Here is a 20,192-nt window from a genome sequence, read left to right as displayed (position 1 = left end):
GGCCCATCGGGTCCGATCGTCCCAGGTGCCACTGACACAAGCACTGCCCTCAGCCCTCCTGGTTCCAAGCACCACTTCTTACCGCCAAATGGCTGACCATGTGACCGTTCCGCTCGGATTCGGCTGCAAAACCGTCACCGGGGCCCTCGCAGAAACCCCAGACAGCAACCCGGACGGGCGGCTGCGGCAGGGATCCGCGACTCTCACCCTTACGGGTGGGTGGCCCGCAGGAGCGTACCTGACCCGGCGGCCCGGGCCTGTTGCGTCGGTCACGCCGCCACCACGTGGACCGGCGGACCGGGCGTCCTCCGGCACCGACTAGGCTCAGCCCCGTGAAGGTCCTTGTCATTGGCGGCGGTGCCCGCGAACACGCCCTGTGCCGTGCCCTCTCCCTCGACCCCGAGGTCGGCGAACTGCACTGCGCCCCCGGCAACGCCGGGATCGCCCGGGTCGCCCGGGTCCACCCGGTCGACCAGCTCGACGGCGCCGCGGTGGCGGACCTCGCGGTCTCGCTCGGCGCCGAGTTCGTCATCGTCGGCCCGGAGGCGCCGCTGGTCGCCGGGGTGGCCGACGCGGTGCGCGAGCGCGGCATCCCGGTCTTCGGACCCAGCGGCGAGGCGGCCAGGCTGGAGGGCTCCAAGGCCTTCGCCAAGGACGTCATGGCCGCCGCCAACGTCCCCACCGCGCGCTCCTACCTCTGCACCACCCCGGCCGAGGCGGCGGAGGCGCTGGACGCCTTCGGCGCCCCGTACGTGGTGAAGGACGACGGACTGGCCGCCGGCAAGGGCGTCGTGGTCACCTCCGACCTGCAGGCCGCGCTGGACCACGCGGCCGGCTGCGACCGGGTGGTCATCGAGGAGTTCCTGGACGGCCCCGAGGTCTCGCTGTTCGCCGTCACCGACGGCACCACCGTGGTCCCGCTGCAGCCCGCCCAGGACTTCAAGCGCGCCCTCGACGGCGACCAGGGCCCCAACACCGGCGGCATGGGTGCCTACTCCCCGCTGCCCTGGGCCGCCCCCGGCCTGGTCGACGAGGTCCTGGAGACCGTGCTGCAGCCGACCGTGGACGAGCTCCGCCGCCGCGGCACCCCGTTCTCCGGGCTGCTCTACGCCGGCCTGGCGATCACCTCGCGCGGAGTGCGGGTGATCGAGTTCAACGCCCGCTTCGGCGACCCGGAGACCCAGGTGGTGCTGGCCCGGCTGAAGACCCCGCTGAACGGGCTGCTGCACGCCGCCGCCACCGGGCGGCTGGCCGACTTCCCGGACCTGCGCTGGCGCGACGGCGCCGCGGTGACCGTCGTCATCGCCGCCGAGGGCTACCCGGAGAGCCCCCGCAGCGGTGACCCGATCACCGGGCTGGACGCCGCCGAGGCCCCGGACGGCACCGCCTACGTGCTGCACGCCGGCACCGCGGCTGGTGCGGACGGCGGGGTCGTCAGCGCCGGCGGCCGGGTCCTCTCGGTCACCGCGACCGGCAAGGACATCCCGCAGGCCAGGACGCGGGCGTACGAGGCCGCCGCCAGGATCGGGCTGAAGGGCTCGCACCACCGCAGCGACATCGCCGCCGGGATCTGACCGCGGGGGATCCCACCGCCACCCGCAGGGCCCAACGCCGCCCTGCCGGAACGGACCGCGACCGGATCGGGGCAACAAGCCCAAGGACCAAGCCCATCGGGTGACGGGAACCCCATCCGGCTGACGCCTGTCGCCCCTCGGCCTTATGGTGCCCCGAAGGTACCGCAGACCGCTGTGCCCTCGTCCGCCCCCGGAGGCCGGTGCCGGGTACGCCGGGCGTCGAGGGGGGAGGCTGCGGTTCAGAGGGAATCACTTATCCGAGTGGTTCCGACCCGTTCCTGGAACACCGTGCCCGGGTCGCTCGTCGTCAATAGGCGACGGGGGACGACAGTCCGGGTCCGGCGGATCCGCGGCAGAGCAGGCAGGGGGTGACTGATCCATGGCCGGTGTGGAAGCGGCGCGCGATCGCGCCCAGGCGGTGCTGCGGGTGCGCGGTGCCGCGCTCGCGGTGGCCGCGCTGCCGGCCGCTGCCGCCGCCGTGCTGATCGCCGGCGGTGTCACCGGCCACCTCGGCGCCGCCGGCTCCGCCGACGCGGCCGGGTGGGACGCCGCCCGCTGGGCCGTGTCCGCGGTGGCGGCCGTGGTGCTGCTCGGCGTGCTGGCCCTCGCCGCGGTGCTGCGCCGGGTCAGACCCCCGCTGGTGCCGGCCGTCCCGCTGACCGAGACCGAGGCGCCGGAGCTCTACCGGCTGGTCCGTGACGTCGCCGAGCGGATGGACGTGCCGGCCCCGGCCAGGATCGCGCTCACCCCGGACTGCGACAGCTGGCTGGAGGACCCCTCCCCGGCCGCCGCCCCCGCGCTGCCGGTGCCGGCCGCGGCCGGCGGCGACGCCCTCGGCCGGGAGGCCGCGGCCCCGCCCGCGCCCACCCTGGTCATCGGCTCCCCGTTCATGTGGTGGATGCGCGTCGCCGAACTGCGCGCCCTGCTGGCGCCGGTGGTGGCCGGCACCGCCTGCTCGGCCGACCCCGACATCGCCGCGGCCCGCCGGTTCGTCCGGGCCCTGGACGCCGCCCTCGGCCTCGCCGCCGACCGGGCCGCCGCCCCGGCCTGGCAGCGCCCTGCGCTGGTGCTGCTGGGCCGGGTCTCCGCGCTGCTGCTGCGCCGCTGCCGGGGCCATGCCGCCGAGATGGAGCGCGCCGTCGCCGGATGGGCCTCCGAGCAGGCCAGGCAGGTGGACTACGGGCTGCGGATCGCCGCGCAGGAGCAGGTCGGCCTGGCCTACGCGGGCTGGGACCGGCTGCTCACCCGGGTCGCGCTGCCGGCCTGGCAGATAGGCCGCTGGCCGGGGCGGCTGGACGCGGGCGTGGTCTCCGCGCTGACCGAGCTCTCCCGGCGCGACCGGCTCGCCGACGGCTTCGAGACCCGGCTCGGCGAGCGCCCGGCCTGCGATCTGCTGGAGGAGCCGGGCCGGATCGACGAGGCGGTCTCGCTGCTGGCCGCCAGGCTGTTCCACGGCGGCCCGCAGGCCGCCGCCCCCGCCGCGGCCGCGGCCCGCTGGGCCCCGGTCGACTGGCAGGACTACCCGCAGGACGTGGTCGAGCGGGTGTGGCGCTCGCACGCCGACGACCTGCTCGCGGTCGCCGGACTCGACCGGACCGGCACGGACCGGGGCGGCGCGGCCCGGACCGGAACGGCTCCCTCGGCGCGGGCCATCAGCGAGCTGCTGGTCCGGCTGCGCGAGGACGGCGCCGCCGACGCCCTGGCCGGAGCGCTCACCAGCCGCCGGCTGCGGGCCGCCGCAGCCGCTCCCGCACAGCAGCCCGCGCAGCAGCTGCAGCCGCCGCGAACCGGCCGGGACCTGCTCGGGGAGCACCTCAGCGCGCTGGTCTGCTGCGTCGCCGTCGGCAGCGGTGCCGCCGTGGCCGGGCTCGACTGGCTGGACGGCCCGGTGCTGCTGGTGGACGGCGTCCGCAGGACGGATCTCGCCGCCCCGGTCGCGCTGGCCGTGGAGCACGGCGACGGGGAGCCGCTGTGGGCCTGGCTCACCGGGATCGGCGTCCGGGTGGAGAAGCCCGTGCGTCTGCCCTGACAACCCGTCAGCACGTACGATGAGTACACATGGGGTGAGCTGACAACCGTATTCGGTGACGAAGCGTCACCTCGCCGCCGCAACCAGGGGAGGGGCGCGTGGGTGCGGAGCAGGGCCGTCGCTGGGAGTCGGGGGCGCTCGCGCACGGGGCCACCGACCCCTTCGGACAGGGCCCGCTGCCCTGGCTGCGGGGCGCGGACCAGTACTTCGACGACTCGGGGCTGCAGGTCCCCTGGTACGTCGACCTGGGCCAGGCCGAGGGCCAGCTGCCGCTGTCCCGCCGCCCGCCCGGCGCCGAGACCCGCCCGGCGCTGGGCCTGCCGCGGCCCTCGGACGACGTCGGCGGCCAGCTGAAGGGCTTCGCGGCGGCCGCCGCCGACCTCGGCGGCTCGCTGGACCTGAAGGTCAGCGTCAGCACCGCCCGCGAGTTCACCGTCGACGTCTACCGGATCGGCCACTATGGCGGCGCCGGAGCCAGGCACTTCGCGGCCAGTCCGCGGATCTCCGGGCTGGTCCAGCCCGCCCCGCTGGTCGCCGGGCGCACCGTCTCCTGCCACCACTGGTGGATGTCCTGGCGGCTGCAGATCCCCGCGCACTGGAGCCCCGGCGCCTACGTCGCGGTGCTCACCACCGCCGACCACCGCCACCGCAGCCACATCCCCTTCACCGTCCGCGGCCTGCCCCTCGCCCACCACCACCCTTCTGACGGGGAGCTGCGCTCCGCACCTCCCTTCGCGGCGGACCTGCTGCTGCTGCTCCCCGACGTGACCTGGCAGGCGTACAACCTCTACCCCGAGGACGGCCGGACGGGCGCCAGCCTCTACCACGCCTGGAACGAGAAGGGCGAGCTGCTCGGCGAGGAGGAGGCGGCCACCACGGTGTCCTTCGACCGCCCCTACGCGGGGGCCGGGCTGCCGCTGCACATCGGCCACGCCTACGACTTCATCCGCTGGGCCGAGCGCTACGGCTACGACCTGGCCTACGCCAACGCGACCGACCTGCACTCGGGCCGGGTCGACCCCGGGCGCTACCGGGGGCTGGTCTTCCCCGGCCACGACGAGTACTGGTCGGCGCGGATGCGGCGGTCGGTGGAGGACGCCAGGGACGGCGGCACCTCCCTGGTCTTCCTCAGCGCCAACACCATGTACTGGAAGGTCGAGCTCGACCCCGGCCCGAACGGCGAACCGGACCGGCTGCTGACCTGCCGCAAGCGCCGCCGCCCGGCCGACGGCAGCCCGGCCGGGGCCGCCCCGTCGGCGCTCTGGCGCGACCAGGGCGCACCGGAGCAGCTGCTGATGGGCATCCAGTACAGCGGCCGGGTCCCCGAGCCGGCGCCGATGGTGGTCCGCAACACCGGCCACTGGGTCTGGGAGGGGACCGGGCTGCGGGACGAGGACCGGCTGCCCGGGCTGGTCGCGGGGGAGTCCGACCACTACTTCCCGCGGGTGCCGCTGCCCTCGCACACCGAGCGCACCCTGCTGGCCCACTCCCCGTACCGGGACGCCAGGGGGGCGTTGCAGCACCAGGAGACCTCGCTGTACCGGGCCCCGGGCGGCGCCCTGGTCTTCGCCAGCGGCACCTTCGCCTGGTCCCCGGCGCTGGACCGGCCCGGCCACACCGACGAGCGGGTCCAACGCGCCACGGCGAACCTGCTGGACCGCATCTGCAAGGTCCACTGACGTCCACAAGGTCCACTGACGTCCACCGGAGCGGGCCGCCGGAGCGGACACCACAGCGGCCCCGGTCGGCCGGGAAGGGCCCTGTGAAAGACTTCCGGCAAGCTCCCACCCCGAGATTCACTTGACTGAGGGACATGTCTTGAGCGGATTCGTCGAGAAGCCCCAGCCGGTGCAGGTGCCCGGCCTGATTCATCTGCACACCGGCAAGGTGCGTGACCTCTACCGGAACGACGCGGGTGAGCTGGTGATGGTCGCCAGCGACCGGACCTCGGCCTTCGACTGGGTGCTGCCCACCGACATCCCGGACAAGGGCCGCATCCTCACCCAGCTGTCGCTGTGGTGGTTCGACCGGCTGGCCGACCTGGTGCCCAACCACGTGATCTCCACCGAGGTCCCGGCCGGCGCCCCGGCCGACTGGGAGGGCCGGACTCTGGTCTGCCGCAGCCTGGAGATGCTGCCGGTGGAGTGCGTGGCCCGCGGCTACCTCACCGGCTCCGGGCTGAAGGAGTACCTGCAGTTCCAGACGGCGTGCGGGGTCGCCCTGCCGGCCGGGCTGGAGGACGGCTCGGAGCTGCCCGCCCCGATCTTCACCCCCGCGCTGAAGGCCGAGGTCGGCGACCACGACGAGAACGTGCCCTACGAGGAGGTCGCCCGCAGGCTCGGCGCCGAGGTCGCGACCCAGCTGCGGCAGACCACCCTGGCCGTCTACGGCAGGGCCAGGGACATCGCCAGGGACCGGGGCATCATCCTGGCCGACACCAAGTTCGAGTTCGGCCTGGCCGACGGGGAGCCGGGCAGCAGCAGCCTGGTGCTGGGCGACGAGGTGCTGACGCCGGACTCCTCGCGCTTCTGGCCGGCCGACGAGTGGGAGCCTGGCCGGGCCCAGCGCTCCTTCGACAAGCAGTTCATCCGCGACTGGCTGGCCTCGCCGGCCTCCGGCTGGGACCCGGCCTCGGAGCTGCCGCCGCCGGCCCTGCCCGAGCAGGTCGTCGCCGACAGCCGGGCCAAGTACGTCGAGGCCTACGAGCGCCTCACCGGCCAGAGCTGGGCCTGAGGCCACCGCGGGTCCGGGCCCGGGAGGGTCCGGGCCCGCAGCGGCGTCGAACTGGCGCACCGTCAGGTTCTGGCCGACACAAAAGAAAGAAGGCGCACTCTGACGAGTGCGCCTTCTCACGATCTGGAGCGGACGACGGGATTCGAACCCGCGACCCTCACCTTGGCAAGGTGATGCTCTACCAACTGAGCCACGTCCGCATGGTGTTCGCCTTCTCGGTCCTTCGGCCTGCTGGCCTCCGGTCCGTTCCGGCGAGCTCTACTCTACCTGATCCTTTCGGCTGCTTGCGCCAGCCGGTCGGAGCGTCGAGTTGAGCAGGTGACAGGGATTGCACACTGTGCCTCTCCCCTGGAAGGGGAGCGCTCTACTACTGAGCTACACCTGCGAGCCCACCCCGTTGACCTGGCCTTTCGGCTTCCGTCTCCGGTGTGTTCCGCTGAGAAGAACACTAGCCCATGGATCACTGCACGATCCACGAGGGTGGGCGCTTTGACCTTTAGGTCAAGGAAAGTCCGGTTTGATCCGACCCAGCCCCGGCCCGGCTCAGCTCGCCTCGGCGAACGCCTCGTAGACATGCTTGGGCAGCCGGCCGCGGGCGGGCAGGTCGATGCCCCGGGACTGCGCCCAGGCGCGGACCGTCGCTGGGTCGGGAGCGACCTCGGTGCGGCGGAGCGCCTTGCCGGCTCGGCTCTGCTTGCGGGCCGCCGCCACATACGGGGCGAGCGCACTCCGCAGCTTTTCCGCGTTTCGGGCAGACAGGTCGATCTCGTACGACTTCCCGTCGACGGCGAAGTGGACGGTTTCCTCGGCCACCCCGCCGTCGATGTCGTCAGAGAGGGTTACCACTACGCGCTGAGCCATGGATGCCAATCCTCTCGGATTTCCACGGTGCCTTGGCGCCGTCTGAAACCCGCAGGTCGGAGGTACATTTCGGGAGGTCGCGAGGCTGGGAGCGCCGCTTGCCCACCGAGCGCGCGCCGAAGCGGCGGCCGGTGTCCGCCATTCTGCCCCTCAAGCGTCCCAAAATCGAAGAGGCAAGTTTTTCTGCCCCCTATTCCGTGTCGGTTCGAGACCTCGCCGATACCGGACCGAAACCTCTGGACGGGCTCTCGGCGGTGCTGCTAATGCATGGCTGAATGTGGCGAATGAGGGAATTTCCGACGTTCAATCCGTGCCTACCAGGCGGTAGTCATTTGTGTGAACCTCCGCACGCTGCCCCCGTTCTACGCGCGTCCAGCCAGGCGATCATCCAAGGACGCCCGGCTGCCCCAGTAGAGTGGGGGCTCCCCCCGCACCACCACTCACCGGGAGTACCCGTGGCACGCGTCGTTGTCGACGTCATGCTCAAGCCGGAGATCCTCGACCCCCAGGGCCAGGCGGTGCAGCGTGCGCTGCCGCGTCTGGGCTTCGCCGGGATCGCGGACGTCCGCCAGGGCAAGCGCTTCGAGCTGGAACTGGAGGGGCCGGTGGACGACGCCGCCCTCGCCCGGATCCGCGAAGCCGCCGAGACCTTCCTCGCCAACACCGTGATCGAGGACTTCACCGTGAGGGTGGAGGAGAAGTGACCGCCCGCATCGGCGTCGTCACCTTCCCCGGCTCGCTCGACGACCGCGACGCGCAGCGCGCCGTGCGCCTGGCCGGAGCCGAGCCGGTCGCCCTGTGGCACCGCGACAAGGACCTGCACCAGGTCGACGCCGTGGTGCTGCCCGGCGGCTTCTCCTACGGCGACTACCTGCGCTGCGGCGCGATCTCCCGCTTCTCCCCGGTGATGGACACCATCATCGAGCAGGCCAAGGCCGGTCTCCCGGTCCTCGGGATCTGCAACGGCTTCCAGGTGCTGACCGAGTCGCACCTGCTGCCCGGCGCCATGCTGCGCAACGAGAGCCTGCACTTCGTCTGCCGCGACCAGAAGCTCCGGGTCGAGAACGCCGCGACCGCCTGGACCACCGACTACACCGTCGGCCAGGAGATCTCCGTCCCGCTGAAGAACGGCGAGGGCCGCTTCACCGCCGACGCCCGGACCATCGACGAGCTGGAGGCCGAGGGCCGGGTCGCCTTCCGCTACCTGGACGTCAACCCCAACGGCTCGATCAACGACATCGCCGGCATCACCAACGCCGCCGGCAACGTCGTCGGCCTGATGCCGCACCCCGAGCACGCCGTGGAGCCGCTGGTCGGCACCGGCCGCACCGACGGCCTCGGGTTCTTCACCTCGATCCTGAAGCAGCTGGTGAGCTCCTGATGACTCTCGACACGGTCAAGCACGCGACCGAGACCCCGGACGCCGAGCAGCCCTGGGCCGCCCTGGGCCTCAAGGCCGACGAGTACGCCCGCATCCGCGAGATCCTCGGCCGCCGCCCCACCGGCGCCGAGCTGGCCATGTACTCGGTGATGTGGTCCGAGCACTGCTCGTACAAGTCCAGCAAGGTGCACCTCAAGCAGTTCGGCGACAAGAAACCGGAGACCGACGCGCTGCTGGTCGGCATCGGCGAGAACGCCGGAGTGGTCGACGTCGGCCAGGGCTACGCCGTCACCTTCAAGATCGAGTCGCACAACCACCCGTCGTACGTCGAGCCCTACCAGGGCGCGGCCACCGGCATCGGCGGCATCGTCCGCGACATCCTGGCGATGGGCGCCCGCCCGGTCGCGGTGATGGACCCGCTGCGCTTCGGCGCCCCGGACCACCCCGACACCCGCCGGGTGCTGCCCGGGATCGTCGCCGGCATCGGCGGCTACGGCAACTGCCTGGGCCTGCCCAACATCGGCGGGGAGGTCGTCTTCGACCCCTGCTACCAGGGCAACCCGCTGGTCAACGCGCTCTGCGTGGGCGTGATGAAGCACGAGGACATCCACCTGGCGCAGGCCTTCGGCGCCGGCAACAAGGTCATCCTCTACGGGGCCAGGACCGGCGGCGACGGCATCGGCGGCGCCTCCATCCTCGCCTCGGAGACCTTCGACGCCACCAAGCCGTCCAAGCGCCCCGCGGTCCAGGTCGGCGACCCGTTCCAGGAGAAGCTGCTGATCGAGTGCACCCTGGAGGTGTTCCGGGAGCGGCTGGTCTCCGGCATCCAGGACTTCGGCGCGGCCGGCCTCTCCTGCGCCACCAGCGAGCTGGCCTCGGCCGGTTCCGGCGGCATGCGGGTCGAGTTGGACGACGTGCCGCTGCGCGACAACACGCTCTCGCCGGAGGAGATCCTCATGAGCGAGTCGCAGGAGCGCATGTGCGCGATCGTCGAACCGGCGAACGTGGACCGCTTCCTGGAGATCTGCGAGAAGTGGGACGTCATCGCCACCGTCATCGGTGAGGTCACCGACGGCGAGCGGCTGGAGATCTTCTGGCGCGGCGAGCAGATCGTGGACGTGCCGCCGCGCACCGTGGCCCACGACGGCCCGGTGCTGAACCGGCCCTTCGCCCGCCCGTCCTGGCAGGACGAGCTGCAGGCCGACGCCCCCACCGCCGAGCGCCTCAAGCGCCCGGCCGGCGGGGACGAGCTGCGCGCCGCGGTGCTGCAGCTGGTCGGCTCGCCGAACCAGGCCGACAAGTCGTGGATCACCTCGCAGTACGACCGCTTCGTGCTGGGCAACACCGTGCTGGCCACCCCCGAGGACTCCGGCATGATCCGCGTCGACGAGGAGTCCAACCTCGGCGTCGCCATCGCCACCGACGGCAACGGCCGCTTCGCCAAGCTCGACCCGTACACCGGCGCGCAGCTGGCCCTGGCCGAGGCGTACCGCAACGTCGCCGCGACCGGCGCCAAGCCGCTGGCCGTCTCCGACTGCCTCAACTTCGGCTCCCCCGAGGACCCGGACGTGATGTGGCAGTTCGCCGAGGCCACCCGCGGCCTGGCCGACGCCTGCCTGACCCTGGGCACCCCGGTCACCGGCGGCAATGTCTCGCTCTACAACCAGACCGGCGCGGTGGCCATCCACCCGACCCCGGTGGTCGCCGTCCTGGGTGTGATCGACGACGTCAACCGCCGTACGCCGATGGCCTTCGCGGAGGAGGGCCAGCTGGTCTACCTGCTCGGCGACACCGCCGACGAGCTGGGCGGCTCGGCCTGGACCCAGGTCGCCCACGACCACCTCGGCGGCCTGCCGCCCAGGCTGGACCTGGAGCGGGAGCGGCTGCTCGCCGAGATCCTGATCTCCGGCTCCCGGGACGGCATGATCGACGCGGCGCACGACCTCTCCGACGGCGGCCTGATCCAGGCCCTCACCGAGAGCTGCCTGCGCGGCGGGAAGGGCGCCCGGCTGGTCGTCCCCGAGGGGCTGGACCCGTTCGTGTTCCTCTTCTCCGAGTCGGCGGGGCGCGCCATCGTCTCCGTCCCCCGCAGCGAGGAGCTCCGGTTCACCGAGATGTGCGGCGTCCGCGGCCTCCCGGCCACCCGCATCGGCGTCGTCGACGGCGACGGCATCGAGGTCCAGGGCCAGTTCACGCTCCCGCTGGCCGAGCTGCACGAGGCCCACACCGGCGTCATCGAGGCCCTGATCGGCTGATCCGCCGGCCACCGGAGCACCCCGGCTGCCCCCGTCCCCAGGCGACCCCGCCCCGGGACGGGGGCAGCCGTGTCACGTTTGACGCCGCTGTTCTGTCTTACCTGTGGACACCGCGATCCGCCGCGATCCAAGGAGGCAGCAAGCCATGGCCCGAATCTCCCTCGACCCGCCGCGCACCGTGCTCTTCCGCATCGGCGCGTGGTACTCCAGGCGCGTCTACGGCGCGGTGCTCGACCCCGGGAAGGCCTACGCCCACCATGCCGGGGTGCTCCTGGCGACCACCCGCTTCGAGCGCGGGCTGGCGCGCTGGAACCGGCTCGACCCCACGCTCAAGTCCCTTGCGGTGATGGCGGTGGCGGCCCGGATCGGCTGTTCCTGGTGCCTGGACTTCGGCTACTGGGAGAGCCACGGGAAGGGGGTCCCCGCGGTCAAGCTGCGCAGCGTCCCGGACTGGCGGGACCGCACCGAGGTCTTCACCGACCTGGAACTGCTGGTGATGGAGTACGCCGAGGCGGTGACCGCGACCCCGCCCGCGGTCACCGACGAGATGACGCAGTGTCTGATCGCCGACCTGGGCGAGCCGGCCTTCGTCGAACTCACCGCGATGATCGCGGTGGAGAACCTCCGCTCCCGGGCCAACAGCGCCTTCGGCCTGGTCGGCCAGGGCTTCAGGGACCGCTGCGGGATCCCGCTCCGTCGGGTAGCTTCCGAGGCGTGACCGACGCCTCCGACGCCACCACTGCCACCGCCGCCACCGATGAAGCCCTGCTGCTGTTCCAACAGCACCGCCCGGTCCTCTTCGGCATCGCCTACCGGATGCTCGGCAGTGCGGCCGACGCCGAGGACATCCTGCAGGACGCCTGGCTCAGCTGGAGCCGGGTGGACACCGCGGGCGTCGCCGAGCCCAGGGCGTACCTGGCCCGCACGGTCACCAACCTGTCCCTCAACCGGCTCAAGTCGGCGACGGTGCAACGCGAGTCCTACGTCGGTCCCTGGCTGCCGGAGCCGCTGGTGACCGGGCCGGACGCCAGCGGCGGGGTGGAGCGGGCCGAGGCGGTCTCGATGGCCATGCTGGTGGTACTGGAGTCGCTCTCGCCGCTGGAGCGGGCCGTGTTCGTCCTCAAGGAGGTCTTCGGCTTCCCCTACGCCGAGATCGCCGGAATGCTCGACCGCACCGAGGTGTCGGTCCGTCAGGTCGGCACCCGGGCCCGCAGCCACGTCCAGGCCCGGCGCCCCCGCTACGAGGCCCCGGCCGAGGTGCGCCGCCGGGCCACCGACGAGTTCCTGTCGGCCTGCATGGGCGGGGACCTCAACCGGATGATGGAGCTGCTGGCCCCGGACGTGACGGTGTGGTCGGACGGCGGCGGCAAGATCCGCGCCGCGCTGCGGCCCATCGTCGGCGCGGACAAGGCGGCCCGCTGGATCCTGGGCGTGCTGACCGTCCGTCCGCGCCCGGATCTTGCCGTGCACCCGGTGGACGTCAACGGTCAGCCCGGCCTGCTGCTGACCTCCGCCGGAGTGGCCGACAGCGTCTTCGTGCTGGAACTGGACGAGACCGGGATCACCGGCATCCAGGTGGTCCGCAATCCCGACAAGATGCGCAACGTCAGCGTTCCGAAGCCGCCTGAGGGCCCGGCAGCTGGGTCCGGTACCAGCTGATCTTCTCCTTCAGGTGCGACTGCTGGCTGCGCAGGTCGGCGACTGTGCGCTCGACCTGCTCGTCGTGCTCGACCAGCAGCGCCATCCGCTCGGCGATGGTGCTGTCGCCGGCCCTGGCCAGCTCGGCGTAGCGGCGCATCTGCGCGATCGGCATCCCGGTGTCCCGCAGGCAGCGCAGCACACCGAGCCACTCCAGGTCCTCGTCGGCGTAGCGGCGCCGGCCGCCAGGGCCGCGCTCGATCCGGTCCAGCAGGCCGATCCGCTCGTAGTACCGCAGCGTGTCCAGGCTGAAGCCGCTGCGTTCGACCACCTGGCCGGGGGAGAGGAAGTCCGTCATGGAGGAGAGCCAAGCACCTGGAGTCCGGTCCAGGTCAAGGGTTCTGGGTACGGTGACCGCATGATCGTGCCACTGGTCCCCGCCTCCGCCGACTACCTCGCCGCCGATGACGTGATCGACCACACCCATCCGGCGGTCCGGGCCAAGGCGGCGGAACTGCACCGCGCCGGCGACGGCACCGCCACCGCCCGGGCGGCGTACGACTTCGTCCGCGAGCGGATCGCGCACTCGCGCGACCTCGGGGAGTGGAGCGCCGCCTACACCGCCTCGGACGTCCTGGCCGCGGGCAACGCCATCTGCCACGGCAAGGCGCACCTGTTCGCCGCCCTGCTGCGCGCCAACGGCATCCCGGCCGGGCTCTGCTACCAGCGGCTGGCCGACGACGTGCCCGGCGGCTTCGTCGTCCACGGCCTCAACGCCGTGCTGCTGCAGGACCGCTGGGTGCGGCTCGATGCCCGGGGCGGCGCTCCGGGGGCCGGTGCCCGGTTCAGTACGGACCCGGCCGACGAACGGCCCGCCTTCCCGGCGGACCCGGCGCAGCAGGAGGTCGACTACCCGACCGTCCACGCCACCACCCCGCCGGCCCTGCTCGACGGCCTGCGCGCGGCCCGTCCGGACCGGCACGGCTACGACTACTACCTGCCCGCCGCGCTCTGACGGGTCCACCGCTCCAGCCGGAGCCGGGAGACCGCCACCCCGGCCAGGCACAGCACGCCGCCGACCAGGGCCACCCAGCCGGGCACCTCGCCCAGGACCAGCCATCCCAGCAGCACCGAGATCGGCGGTACCAGATAGGTGGTCACGCCCAGTCGGCCGGCGCTGGTGCGCGCCAGCGCGTAGGCCCAGGTGGTGAAGGCCACCGCGGTCGGCAGCGCGCCCAGGTAGACGGCCCAGGCGAGCGGGGAGGCATGGGCGTGTCCGGCCTCGCGGACCAGGGCCGGGGCGAACGGCAGGCAGGTGACCGCGCCCACGGTGCAGGCCAGGAAGGTGATCTGGAGCGGCGAGACCCGGGCCAGCAGCGGCTTCTGGATCACCACCGAGCAGGAGTAGGCCAGCGCGGCGACGAAGCACAGCAGTACGCCCCAGCCGACCGAGCCGCCACCGCCGCCGGAGGAGGACAGGCCGATGACGACCAGTCCGGCGAACGAGAGCGGCAGTCCCAGCATCAGCGGCCTGGGGAACCCCTCCCGCAGCACCACCCCCGCGATCAGCACCAGCAGCACCGGCGCGACGCCCACCAGCATCGACGCGGTGCCGGCGTCCACCATCCGTTCGGCGGCGTTCAGGGCCACGTTGTAGAGCCCGAACCAGAGCACTCCGCAGGCGACGATCCCGGGCCAGTCCCGGCGGGCCGGGAGCGGCTCGCGCCGGATCACCACCATCGTCCCGAGCACCAGGCTGCCGACCAGCAGCCGCGCCAGCGCCAGCGGCCCCGGTGCCAGCGCGTGGCCGGCCGAGCGGATGCCCACGAAGGCACTGGCCCACAGCACCACGGTGACACCGGCGGCAGCCGAGGCCAGCAGCGCCTGCCTGCGGGCGGGGGAGGACGGCGCGGACGCGGGCGTGCCGGTGCGGACGGCGGGTTCGGTGGTCATGACAGTAGCGTCGCCGCCTCAATGTCCTGGCGGCAAGCGGGATTCGTGCCTACTCTCGCTCACATGCCGCCAGCCGACACCAGCTCACGGGAGCGCAAGGGCCCCCGCGCCCGCAGCTACGACCCCGCCCGCACCCGGGCCGCCCTCGCCGCCCAGACCGAGGTGCTCCGCACCGCCGTCCACAGCCTGTGCGCGGACGACGCGGCCGAGGCACTGCTGGCCCGGCCCACCCGGCTCGGCGGGTGGCGGGTCAGGGAGCTGGTGGCCCATCTCGGCTTCGTCCTGGACTGGGTGCCGCGGAACCTCGGCGCCGACGTCCCGGCCGGCGCCGCGCTGCTCTCGCCGACCGCCTGGGTGACCGGCACCCGGACCGCCGCGGCCGACATCGACGAGGGCGTGCGCGAGTCCGCGGCCGAGGCCTTCGGCGGCGGCCCCGGACAGGTCGCCGCCGAGTTCGACCGGGCCGCCGACCTGCTGCTGAGGACGCTCGCCGAGGAGCACGCCGCCGGCCTGGCGCTGCCGACCCGCTACGGTCCGATGCTGCTCTCCGACTTCCTGGTCACCCGGCTGCTGGAGACCGTGGTGCACGGCGACGACCTGGCCGACGCCCTCGGCACCGAGGTCCCGCACGACCGGCAGGCGCTGGCCGCCACCACCCGGCTGCTCGCCGACGCCCTGGCCGCGCAGGCCCCCGGCGGCTCGGTGGAGCTGCGGATCCCCCCGTTCGCCGTGGTCCAGTGCGTGGCGGGCCCGCGCCACACCCGGGGCACCCCGCCCAACGTGGTCGAGACCGCCCCGCTGCCGTGGATCCGCCTGGCCACCGGCCGGGCCGCCTGGGCGGAGCTGCTGGACGTGGCGCAACTCACGGCCTCCGGCGAGCGCAGTGATCTTTCTTCGCTACTCCCGGTGATGGGCTGATCCGTTTCGCCCGATATCTACGCGCGTCGGCGATCCGCTGCGTGACCTGCGGCCGTCCCCCGTTCGGCTGGCACCGCCGGACTGCCCTAGACTCGGTGGCGTGCCACGCGGTGACGGACGACTCAGCCATGACCTCCTTCCCGGCGAGAAGGGCCCCCAGGACGCCTGCGGTGTCTTCGGTGTCTGGGCCCCCGGTGAAGAGGTCGCCAAACTCACCTACTTCGGGCTGTACGCCCTGCAGCACCGCGGACAGGAGTCCGCGGGCATCGCAGTGAGCAACGGCTCCCAGATCCTGGTCTACAAGGACATGGGCCTGGTATCCCAGGTCTTCGACGAGACCTCCCTCGGCTCGCTGCTCGGCCATATCGCCGTCGGCCACGCCAGGTACTCCACCACCGGCTCCTCGGTGTGGGAGAACGCCCAGCCCACCTTCCGGGCCACCGCCCAGGGCTCGCTGGCGCTCGGCCACAACGGCAACCTGGTGAACACCGCCGAACTGGCCGAGATGGTCGCGCAGCTCCCCGGCGAGCAGCACGTCTCCCGCTCCGGCCGGTCCGCGGTCACCAATGACACCGACCTGGTCACGGCCCTGCTGGCGGGCTACCCGGACCTCTCCATCGAGGAGACCGCCCGGCAGATCCTGCCCAAGGTCAAGGGCGCCTTCTCGCTGGTCTTCATGGACGAGCAGACCCTCTACGCCGCCCGCGACCCGCAGGGCATCCGCCCGCTGGTGCTGGGCCGGCTGGAGCGCGGCTGGGTGGTCGCCTCGGAGACCGCCGCGCTGGACATCGTCGGTGCCTCGTTCATCCGCGAGGTCGAGCCGGGCGAGCTGATCGCGGTGGACGAGAACGGGCTGCGCAGCTCCCGCTTCGCCGAGTCCAAGCCCAAGGGCTGCGTCTTCGAGTACGTGTACCTGGCCCGTCCGGACACCACCATCGCCGGGCGGAACGTGCACCTCTCCCGGGTCGAGATGGGCCGCCGGCTGGCCAAGGAGGCCCCGGCCGAGGCCGACCTGGTGATAGCGACTCCGGAGTCGGGGACCCCGGCCGCCATCGGCTACGCCGAGGCCAGCGGCATCCCCTACGGCTCGGGCCTGGTGAAGAACGCCTACGTCGGGCGCACCTTCATCCAGCCCAACCAGACCATCCGGCAGCTCGGCATCCGGCTCAAGCTGAACCCGCTGAAGGACGTCATCAAGGGCAAGCGGCTGGTGGTCGTGGACGACTCGATCGTCCGCGGCAACACCCAGCGCGCCCTGGTCCGGATGCTGCGCGAGGCCGGCGCCGCCGAGGTGCACATCCGGATCTCCTCGCCGCCGATCAAGTGGCCCTGCTTCTTCGGCATCGACTTCGCCACCCGGGCCGAATTGATAGCGAACGGCCTGTCGGTGGACGAGATCGGCGCCTCGCTGGGCGCCGACTCGCTCGCCTTCATCAGCACCGAGGGCATGGTCGAGGCGACCGACCAGCCCCAGGAGCGGCTCTGCACGGCCTGCTTCACCGGTGAGTACCCGATGGAGCTGCCCGACCCGGAGCTGCTCGGCAAGCACCTGCTGGAGGCGGAGATCGCCTCGGCCGGGCGCGCGCCGGGCGTGCGCAACGCCGGGAAGAACCGCAGCGACGCCGACGGCGTGCAGTCCATGCTCGGCGGCATCGGCGCGGCCGACGCGCTGCGCCGCCCCTGATTCTCGTCTCCCCCGTTGAAAGGGCCGTTCTGATGAGCGACCAGACCACCCCCGGCGCCGGCGCCACCTACGCCGCCGCCGGAGTCTCCATCGAGAACGGCGACCTCGCCGTCGAACTGATGAAGCAGTGGGTCTCCAAGGCCACCAGGCCCGAGGTGGTCGGCGGCCTCGGCGGCTTCGCCGGGCTGTTCGACGCCAGCGCCCTGAAGCGGTACGAGCGCCCCCTGCTCGCCTCCGCGACCGACGGCGTGGGCACCAAGGTCGCCCTGGCCGCCGCCATGGACAAGCACGACACCATCGGCCACGACCTGGTCGGCATGGTCGTGGACGACCTGGTGGTGTGCGGCGCCGAGCCGCTGTTCATGACCGACTACATCTGCGTCGGCAAGGTCCACCCGGAGCGGGTCGCCCAGATCGTCAAGGGCATCGCCGAGGGCTGCGTGCTGGCCGGCTGCGCCCTGGTCGGCGGGGAGACCGCGGAGCACCCCGGGCTGCTCGGCCCGGACGAGTACGACGTGGCGGGCGCCGGCACCGGCGTGGTCGAGGCCGACGCGCTGCTGGGCGCCGACCGGGTGCGCGCCGGTGACGTGGTCATCGCGATGGCCGCCTCCGGGCTGCACTCCAACGGCTACTCGCTGGTCCGGCACGTGCTGCTGAACGAGGCCGGCTGGAAGCTGGACCGCCGGGTCGAGGAGTTCGGCCGGACCCTGGGCGAGGAGCTGCTGGAGCCGACCAGGATCTACTCGCTGGACTGCCTGGCGCTGATCCGGGCCACCGAGATCCACGCCTTCTCGCACGTCACCGGGGGCGGACTGGCCGCCAACCTGGCCCGGGTCATCCCCGAGGGCCTGCACGCCCGGCTCGACCGGGGCACCTGGACGCCGCTGCCGGTGTTCCGGACCGTGGCCCAGGTCGGCCGGATGGAGACGCTGGAGATCGAGAAGACGCTGAACATGGGCATCGGCATGGTCGCCGTGGTCCCGGCCGAGTCGGTGGACACCGTGCTGGCGGTGCTGGCCGACCGCGATGTCGAGGCCTGGCCGCTGGGCGACATCGTCGAGCGCGGCGGCGAATGGTCTGATGGCGGCGCAGCACTGTACGGCGCGTACGCGGAGTAGGAGAGTAGGGGCACGAGGGGCGCGCCGGTTGCGGCAGCGCCCCCGTCCAGTTCCAGCTCCCGTCCGCCGCGGGGCCGTCCGTCAAGGTCGGGGCCGGGGTGGGCGACCGCCTTCGGTGCGCGGATACGCCGAAGGGCCGACCCGGTCGGCACCGGATCGGCTCTTCGGTCGGCTCGAAGAGGTCAAGCGTGTTTGCGGGCGTGGTGGCCCGCTGGCTCATCCTCTTCGTCTTCGTCGTCCTCGCCGTTGTACAGCTGTGCGTACGAGGCGTACGGATCGTCGTCATCCTCATCGTCATCGAGAGGCTCCGGATTCACCGGTTCCCTCGTTGGCGATGCGCCCAGCTCGTTGGCCAGACGTGACGGGTCGAAACCCACGTCGCCGTACTTCAGCTGGCGGGCGACCTTTGTCTGCTTGGCCTTGGCCCGGCCGCGCCCCATGGCTCGACCCCCTCAACGACGGGGCTCATGGCCCCGAGTCTTGACACGCGTTCATGATGAGGAACGACCCCTCGCCGGAGTGAGAGGGTCGGTCCTTAGAGCAATAACGGTACCTGCTTACAGCGCCGTACGGTACGCCGCCCGTGCGACATGCCGCACCCCGGCTCGGGTTGTGACCATATCGATGCAGGTCAGAGCAGGAATGAGTGGCTTTCGCAGGACTCGTCCCGGAGCGCCGGAAGGGGCCGCTCCAGGACGATTGTCCCCCGTCCGGGCACTCCGTATCCCTCGGACGGCCCTGTCAGGTGAGAATGCCGTTCTTGTCTCCTTCGCCGTCGGCGGCCCCGTCGGGGGCGCTGCTCCGGCCGTCGGTCGGGCTACTGCTTCCGGGGTCCGGTGAGCAGGATCGAGCGGAGCCGGCCGATGTCCGCCATCCGGCGCTCGGCCAGGCGGTCCGCGGAGACGGCCGGGGGCACGCCGTCGGCCCGGGCCCGGTCGAAGATCTCCAGGGTGGTGTCGAAGATCTTCGCGGCCTTGGCCCTGGCCCGCTCGAAGACGAAGCCCTGGATCTCGTCCGCCACCTGGATCACTCCGCCGGCGTTCACCACGTAGTCGGGCGCGTAGAGGATCCCGCGGTCGGCGAGGTCCTTCTCGACACCGGGGTGGGCCAGTTGGTTGTTGGCCGCACCGCAGACGATTCCGGCGGTGAGGGCCGGGACGGTGGTGTCGTCCAGTGCGCCGCCGAGGGCGCAGGGGGCGTAGACGTCCAGGTCGGCGCGGATCAGCGCGTCGGCGTCGGCGGCGACCTCGACCTGGGGGTGCTCGGCGCGGACCCGCTCGACGGCCTCCGCGCGGACGTCGGTGACCACCACCCGGGCGCCCTCCTCGACCAGGTGCCGGACCAGGTAGTGGCCGACCTTGCCGATCCCGGCCACGCCGACCCGGCGGCCCTCCAGCGAGGGGCTGCCCCAGCGGTGCTGGGCCGAGGCGCGCATGCCCTGGAACACCCCGAAGGCGGTCAGCACCGAGGAGTCCCCGGCGCCGCCGTGCTCGGGGGAGCGGCCGGTCACGTAGTCGCACTCGCGGGCGACCACGTCCATGTCGACGACGTAGGTGCCGACGTCGCAGGCGGTGACGTAGCGCCCGCCGAGGGACTGGACGAAGCGGCCGTAGGCGCGCAGCAGCGCCTCGCTCTTGTCGCCGCCCTCGGCGCGCGGGGCCGGATCGCCGATGATCACGGCCTTGCCGCCGCCCAGGTCGAGTCCGGCCAGCGCGTTCTTGTAGGACATCCCCCGGGCCAGGTTCAGGGCATCCTGGACCGCCTCCTCCTCGGAGGCGTAGGGGTGGAACCGGGTGCCGCCGAGGGCCGGGCCCAGGGCGGTGGAGTGGATGGCGATGACGGCCTTGAGGCCGCTGTCGCGGTCGTGGCACAGGACGACCTGCTCGTGGCTGTCGCCGGGGGCCGCTTCGGTCTCGGAGGCGAAGATCCGGCGCAGTACGCCGGAGCGCTCGCTGACATCGGTCACGGTGGTGACTCCATTGTCGGACGGCGCCCGCTGATGTGGTGCGGGCGTTGTGTCTGAAGCGTAGGACCGGCGTGGCTCGCCG

Annotated in this window: 19 protein-coding genes and 2 tRNA genes; 14 read left to right on the top strand and 7 right to left on the bottom strand. The window is 72.6% G+C overall.

Annotated elements, in window-relative coordinates:
• The first annotated feature begins 332 nt into the window (after positions 1 to 332).
• The 4 genes from purD to ABUW04_RS12645 all read left to right on the top strand — a co-directional run bounded on the left by purD (position 333) and on the right by ABUW04_RS12645 (position 6,336).
• Complete coding sequence (gene purD / locus ABUW04_RS12660; RefSeq protein WP_030258057.1) at positions 333 to 1,574, top strand: phosphoribosylamine--glycine ligase; 1,242 nt, start codon at positions 333 to 335, stop codon at positions 1,572 to 1,574.
• A gap of 379 nt (positions 1,575 to 1,953) precedes the next feature.
• Positions 1,954 to 3,603 carry a hypothetical protein gene (locus tag ABUW04_RS12655; RefSeq protein ID WP_380564616.1) on the top strand — a complete coding sequence of 550 codons (1,650 nt, stop codon included), beginning with the start codon at positions 1,954 to 1,956 and terminating at the stop codon, positions 3,601 to 3,603.
• Between the two features lie 98 nt (positions 3,604 to 3,701).
• Positions 3,702 to 5,282, top strand: coding sequence for a N,N-dimethylformamidase beta subunit family domain-containing protein (locus tag ABUW04_RS12650; RefSeq protein ID WP_380564615.1), 1,581 nt, complete (start codon positions 3,702 to 3,704; stop codon positions 5,280 to 5,282).
• Positions 5,283 to 5,421: 139 nt separating this feature from the next.
• Positions 5,422 to 6,336, top strand: coding sequence for a phosphoribosylaminoimidazolesuccinocarboxamide synthase (locus tag ABUW04_RS12645; protein ID WP_380564614.1), 915 nt, complete (start codon positions 5,422 to 5,424; stop codon positions 6,334 to 6,336).
• Positions 6,337 to 6,460: 124 nt separating this feature from the next.
• Here the strand turns inward: ABUW04_RS12645 and ABUW04_RS12640 are convergent.
• The 3 genes from ABUW04_RS12640 to ABUW04_RS12630 form a co-directional block, all read right to left on the bottom strand.
• A tRNA-Gly gene (locus tag ABUW04_RS12640) sits at positions 6,461 to 6,536 on the bottom strand.
• 113 nt (positions 6,537 to 6,649) lie between these two features.
• A tRNA-Gly gene (locus ABUW04_RS12635) sits at positions 6,650 to 6,721 on the bottom strand.
• Between the two features lie 158 nt (positions 6,722 to 6,879).
• Positions 6,880 to 7,197, bottom strand: a complete 318-nt coding sequence (locus tag ABUW04_RS12630) for a histone-like nucleoid-structuring protein Lsr2 (protein WP_030258066.1) — start codon at positions 7,195 to 7,197, stop codon at positions 6,880 to 6,882.
• 98 nt (positions 7,198 to 7,295) lie between these two features.
• Between ABUW04_RS12630 and ABUW04_RS12625 the strand changes: the two genes are divergently transcribed.
• The 6 genes from ABUW04_RS12625 (at position 7,296) to ABUW04_RS12600 (ending at position 12,492) form a co-directional block, all read left to right on the top strand.
• The gene (locus tag ABUW04_RS12625) at positions 7,296 to 7,472 is read left to right on the top strand and encodes a hypothetical protein (protein ID WP_157623880.1); all 177 of its coding nucleotides are present in this window, start codon (positions 7,296 to 7,298) and stop codon (positions 7,470 to 7,472) included.
• 180 nt (positions 7,473 to 7,652) lie between these two features.
• Complete coding sequence (purS, locus tag ABUW04_RS12620) at positions 7,653 to 7,901, top strand: phosphoribosylformylglycinamidine synthase subunit PurS (RefSeq protein WP_380537253.1); 249 nt, start codon at positions 7,653 to 7,655, stop codon at positions 7,899 to 7,901.
• Positions 7,898 to 8,578 (top strand): phosphoribosylformylglycinamidine synthase subunit PurQ, encoded by a 681-nt coding sequence (gene purQ / locus ABUW04_RS12615; protein WP_030258071.1) that lies wholly within the window; start codon positions 7,898 to 7,900, stop codon positions 8,576 to 8,578. Before purS ends, purQ begins: the two co-directional genes overlap by 4 nt.
• Positions 8,578 to 10,833 (top strand): phosphoribosylformylglycinamidine synthase subunit PurL, encoded by a 2,256-nt coding sequence (purL, locus tag ABUW04_RS12610; protein WP_380564613.1) that lies wholly within the window; start codon positions 8,578 to 8,580, stop codon positions 10,831 to 10,833. Before purQ ends, purL begins: the two co-directional genes overlap by 1 nt.
• A 145-nt stretch (positions 10,834 to 10,978) precedes the next feature.
• Positions 10,979 to 11,551, top strand: a complete 573-nt coding sequence (locus tag ABUW04_RS12605; protein WP_380564612.1) for a carboxymuconolactone decarboxylase family protein — start codon at positions 10,979 to 10,981, stop codon at positions 11,549 to 11,551.
• Entirely contained in the window at positions 11,548 to 12,492 is a 945-nt protein-coding gene (locus ABUW04_RS12600) for an RNA polymerase sigma-70 factor (protein ID WP_380564611.1), read from the top strand. Before ABUW04_RS12605 ends, ABUW04_RS12600 begins: the two co-directional genes overlap by 4 nt.
• On the opposite strand, the gene ABUW04_RS12595 is transcribed toward ABUW04_RS12600, so the two are convergent.
• The gene (locus ABUW04_RS12595; RefSeq protein ID WP_380564610.1) at positions 12,440 to 12,829 is read right to left on the bottom strand and encodes a MerR family transcriptional regulator; all 390 of its coding nucleotides are present in this window, start codon (positions 12,827 to 12,829) and stop codon (positions 12,440 to 12,442) included. The genes ABUW04_RS12600 and ABUW04_RS12595 overlap by 53 nt on opposite strands.
• A 60-nt stretch (positions 12,830 to 12,889) precedes the next feature.
• Between ABUW04_RS12595 and ABUW04_RS12590 the strand changes: the two genes are divergently transcribed.
• Entirely contained in the window at positions 12,890 to 13,486 is a 597-nt protein-coding gene (locus ABUW04_RS12590; protein ID WP_380564609.1) for a transglutaminase-like domain-containing protein, read from the top strand.
• Here ABUW04_RS12590 and ABUW04_RS12585 read toward each other — a convergent pair.
• Positions 13,465 to 14,424: a DMT family transporter gene (locus ABUW04_RS12585; RefSeq protein ID WP_380564608.1), complete on the bottom strand. Its 960-nt coding sequence runs from the start codon at positions 14,422 to 14,424 to the stop codon at positions 13,465 to 13,467. The genes ABUW04_RS12590 and ABUW04_RS12585 overlap by 22 nt on opposite strands.
• Positions 14,425 to 14,487: 63 nt before the next feature.
• Here ABUW04_RS12585 and ABUW04_RS12580 point away from each other — a divergent pair, with 63 nt between their 5' ends.
• The 3 genes from ABUW04_RS12580 to purM all read left to right on the top strand — a co-directional run bounded on the left by ABUW04_RS12580 (position 14,488) and on the right by purM (position 18,144).
• On the top strand, positions 14,488 to 15,342 hold the full coding sequence (locus ABUW04_RS12580) for a maleylpyruvate isomerase family mycothiol-dependent enzyme (protein WP_380564607.1): 855 nt from the start codon (positions 14,488 to 14,490) through the stop codon (positions 15,340 to 15,342).
• 100 nt (positions 15,343 to 15,442) lie between these two features.
• On the top strand, positions 15,443 to 17,026 hold the full coding sequence (gene purF / locus ABUW04_RS12575; protein ID WP_030258087.1) for an amidophosphoribosyltransferase: 1,584 nt from the start codon (positions 15,443 to 15,445) through the stop codon (positions 17,024 to 17,026).
• A 32-nt stretch (positions 17,027 to 17,058) separates the two neighbouring features.
• A complete protein-coding gene (gene purM / locus ABUW04_RS12570; RefSeq protein ID WP_380564606.1) occupies positions 17,059 to 18,144 on the top strand; it encodes a phosphoribosylformylglycinamidine cyclo-ligase in 1,086 nt (361 codons plus the stop codon).
• A gap of 182 nt (positions 18,145 to 18,326) precedes the next feature.
• Here purM and ABUW04_RS12565 read toward each other — a convergent pair whose 3' ends face one another.
• Together ABUW04_RS12565 and ABUW04_RS12560 are read right to left on the bottom strand one after the other, a co-directional pair.
• A complete protein-coding gene (locus ABUW04_RS12565; RefSeq protein WP_084714803.1) occupies positions 18,327 to 18,584 on the bottom strand; it encodes a DUF3073 domain-containing protein in 258 nt (85 codons plus the stop codon).
• Between the two features lie 377 nt (positions 18,585 to 18,961).
• Positions 18,962 to 20,110, bottom strand: a complete 1,149-nt coding sequence (locus ABUW04_RS12560; protein ID WP_380564605.1) for a Glu/Leu/Phe/Val dehydrogenase dimerization domain-containing protein — start codon at positions 20,108 to 20,110, stop codon at positions 18,962 to 18,964.
• Positions 20,111 to 20,192 lie beyond the last annotated feature (82 nt).

Origin of the sequence: Streptacidiphilus jeojiensis (genome assembly GCF_042510965.1) — a bacterium.
In the GTDB taxonomy this organism is placed as follows: Bacteria; Actinomycetota; Actinomycetes; order Streptomycetales; family Streptomycetaceae; genus Streptacidiphilus; species Streptacidiphilus jeojiensis.
Note: the sequence above shows the minus strand (reverse complement) of the source record. Positions and strands in the feature narration are given on the sequence as shown.

Excerpts from the sequence above, each read along its gene's own strand:
- ABUW04_RS12655 (WP_380564616.1), top strand. The coding sequence starts at position 1,954 with ATGGCCGGTGTGGAAGCGGCGCGCGATCGCGCCCAGGCGGTGCTGCGG.
- ABUW04_RS12630 (WP_030258066.1), bottom strand. The coding sequence starts at position 7,197 with ATGGCTCAGCGCGTAGTGGTAACCCTCTCTGACGACATCGACGGCGGG.
- purL (WP_380564613.1), top strand. The coding sequence starts at position 8,578 with ATGACTCTCGACACGGTCAAGCACGCGACCGAGACCCCGGACGCCGAG.
- ABUW04_RS12605 (WP_380564612.1), top strand. The coding sequence starts at position 10,979 with ATGGCCCGAATCTCCCTCGACCCGCCGCGCACCGTGCTCTTCCGCATC.
- ABUW04_RS12595 (WP_380564610.1), bottom strand. The coding sequence starts at position 12,829 with ATGACGGACTTCCTCTCCCCCGGCCAGGTGGTCGAACGCAGCGGCTTC.
- ABUW04_RS12590 (WP_380564609.1), top strand. The coding sequence starts at position 12,890 with ATGATCGTGCCACTGGTCCCCGCCTCCGCCGACTACCTCGCCGCCGAT.
- ABUW04_RS12585 (WP_380564608.1), bottom strand. The coding sequence starts at position 14,424 with ATGACCACCGAACCCGCCGTCCGCACCGGCACGCCCGCGTCCGCGCCG.
- ABUW04_RS12580 (WP_380564607.1), top strand. The coding sequence starts at position 14,488 with ATGCCGCCAGCCGACACCAGCTCACGGGAGCGCAAGGGCCCCCGCGCC.
- purM (WP_380564606.1), top strand. The coding sequence starts at position 17,059 with ATGAGCGACCAGACCACCCCCGGCGCCGGCGCCACCTACGCCGCCGCC.
- ABUW04_RS12565 (WP_084714803.1), bottom strand. The coding sequence starts at position 18,584 with ATGGGGCGCGGCCGGGCCAAGGCCAAGCAGACAAAGGTCGCCCGCCAG.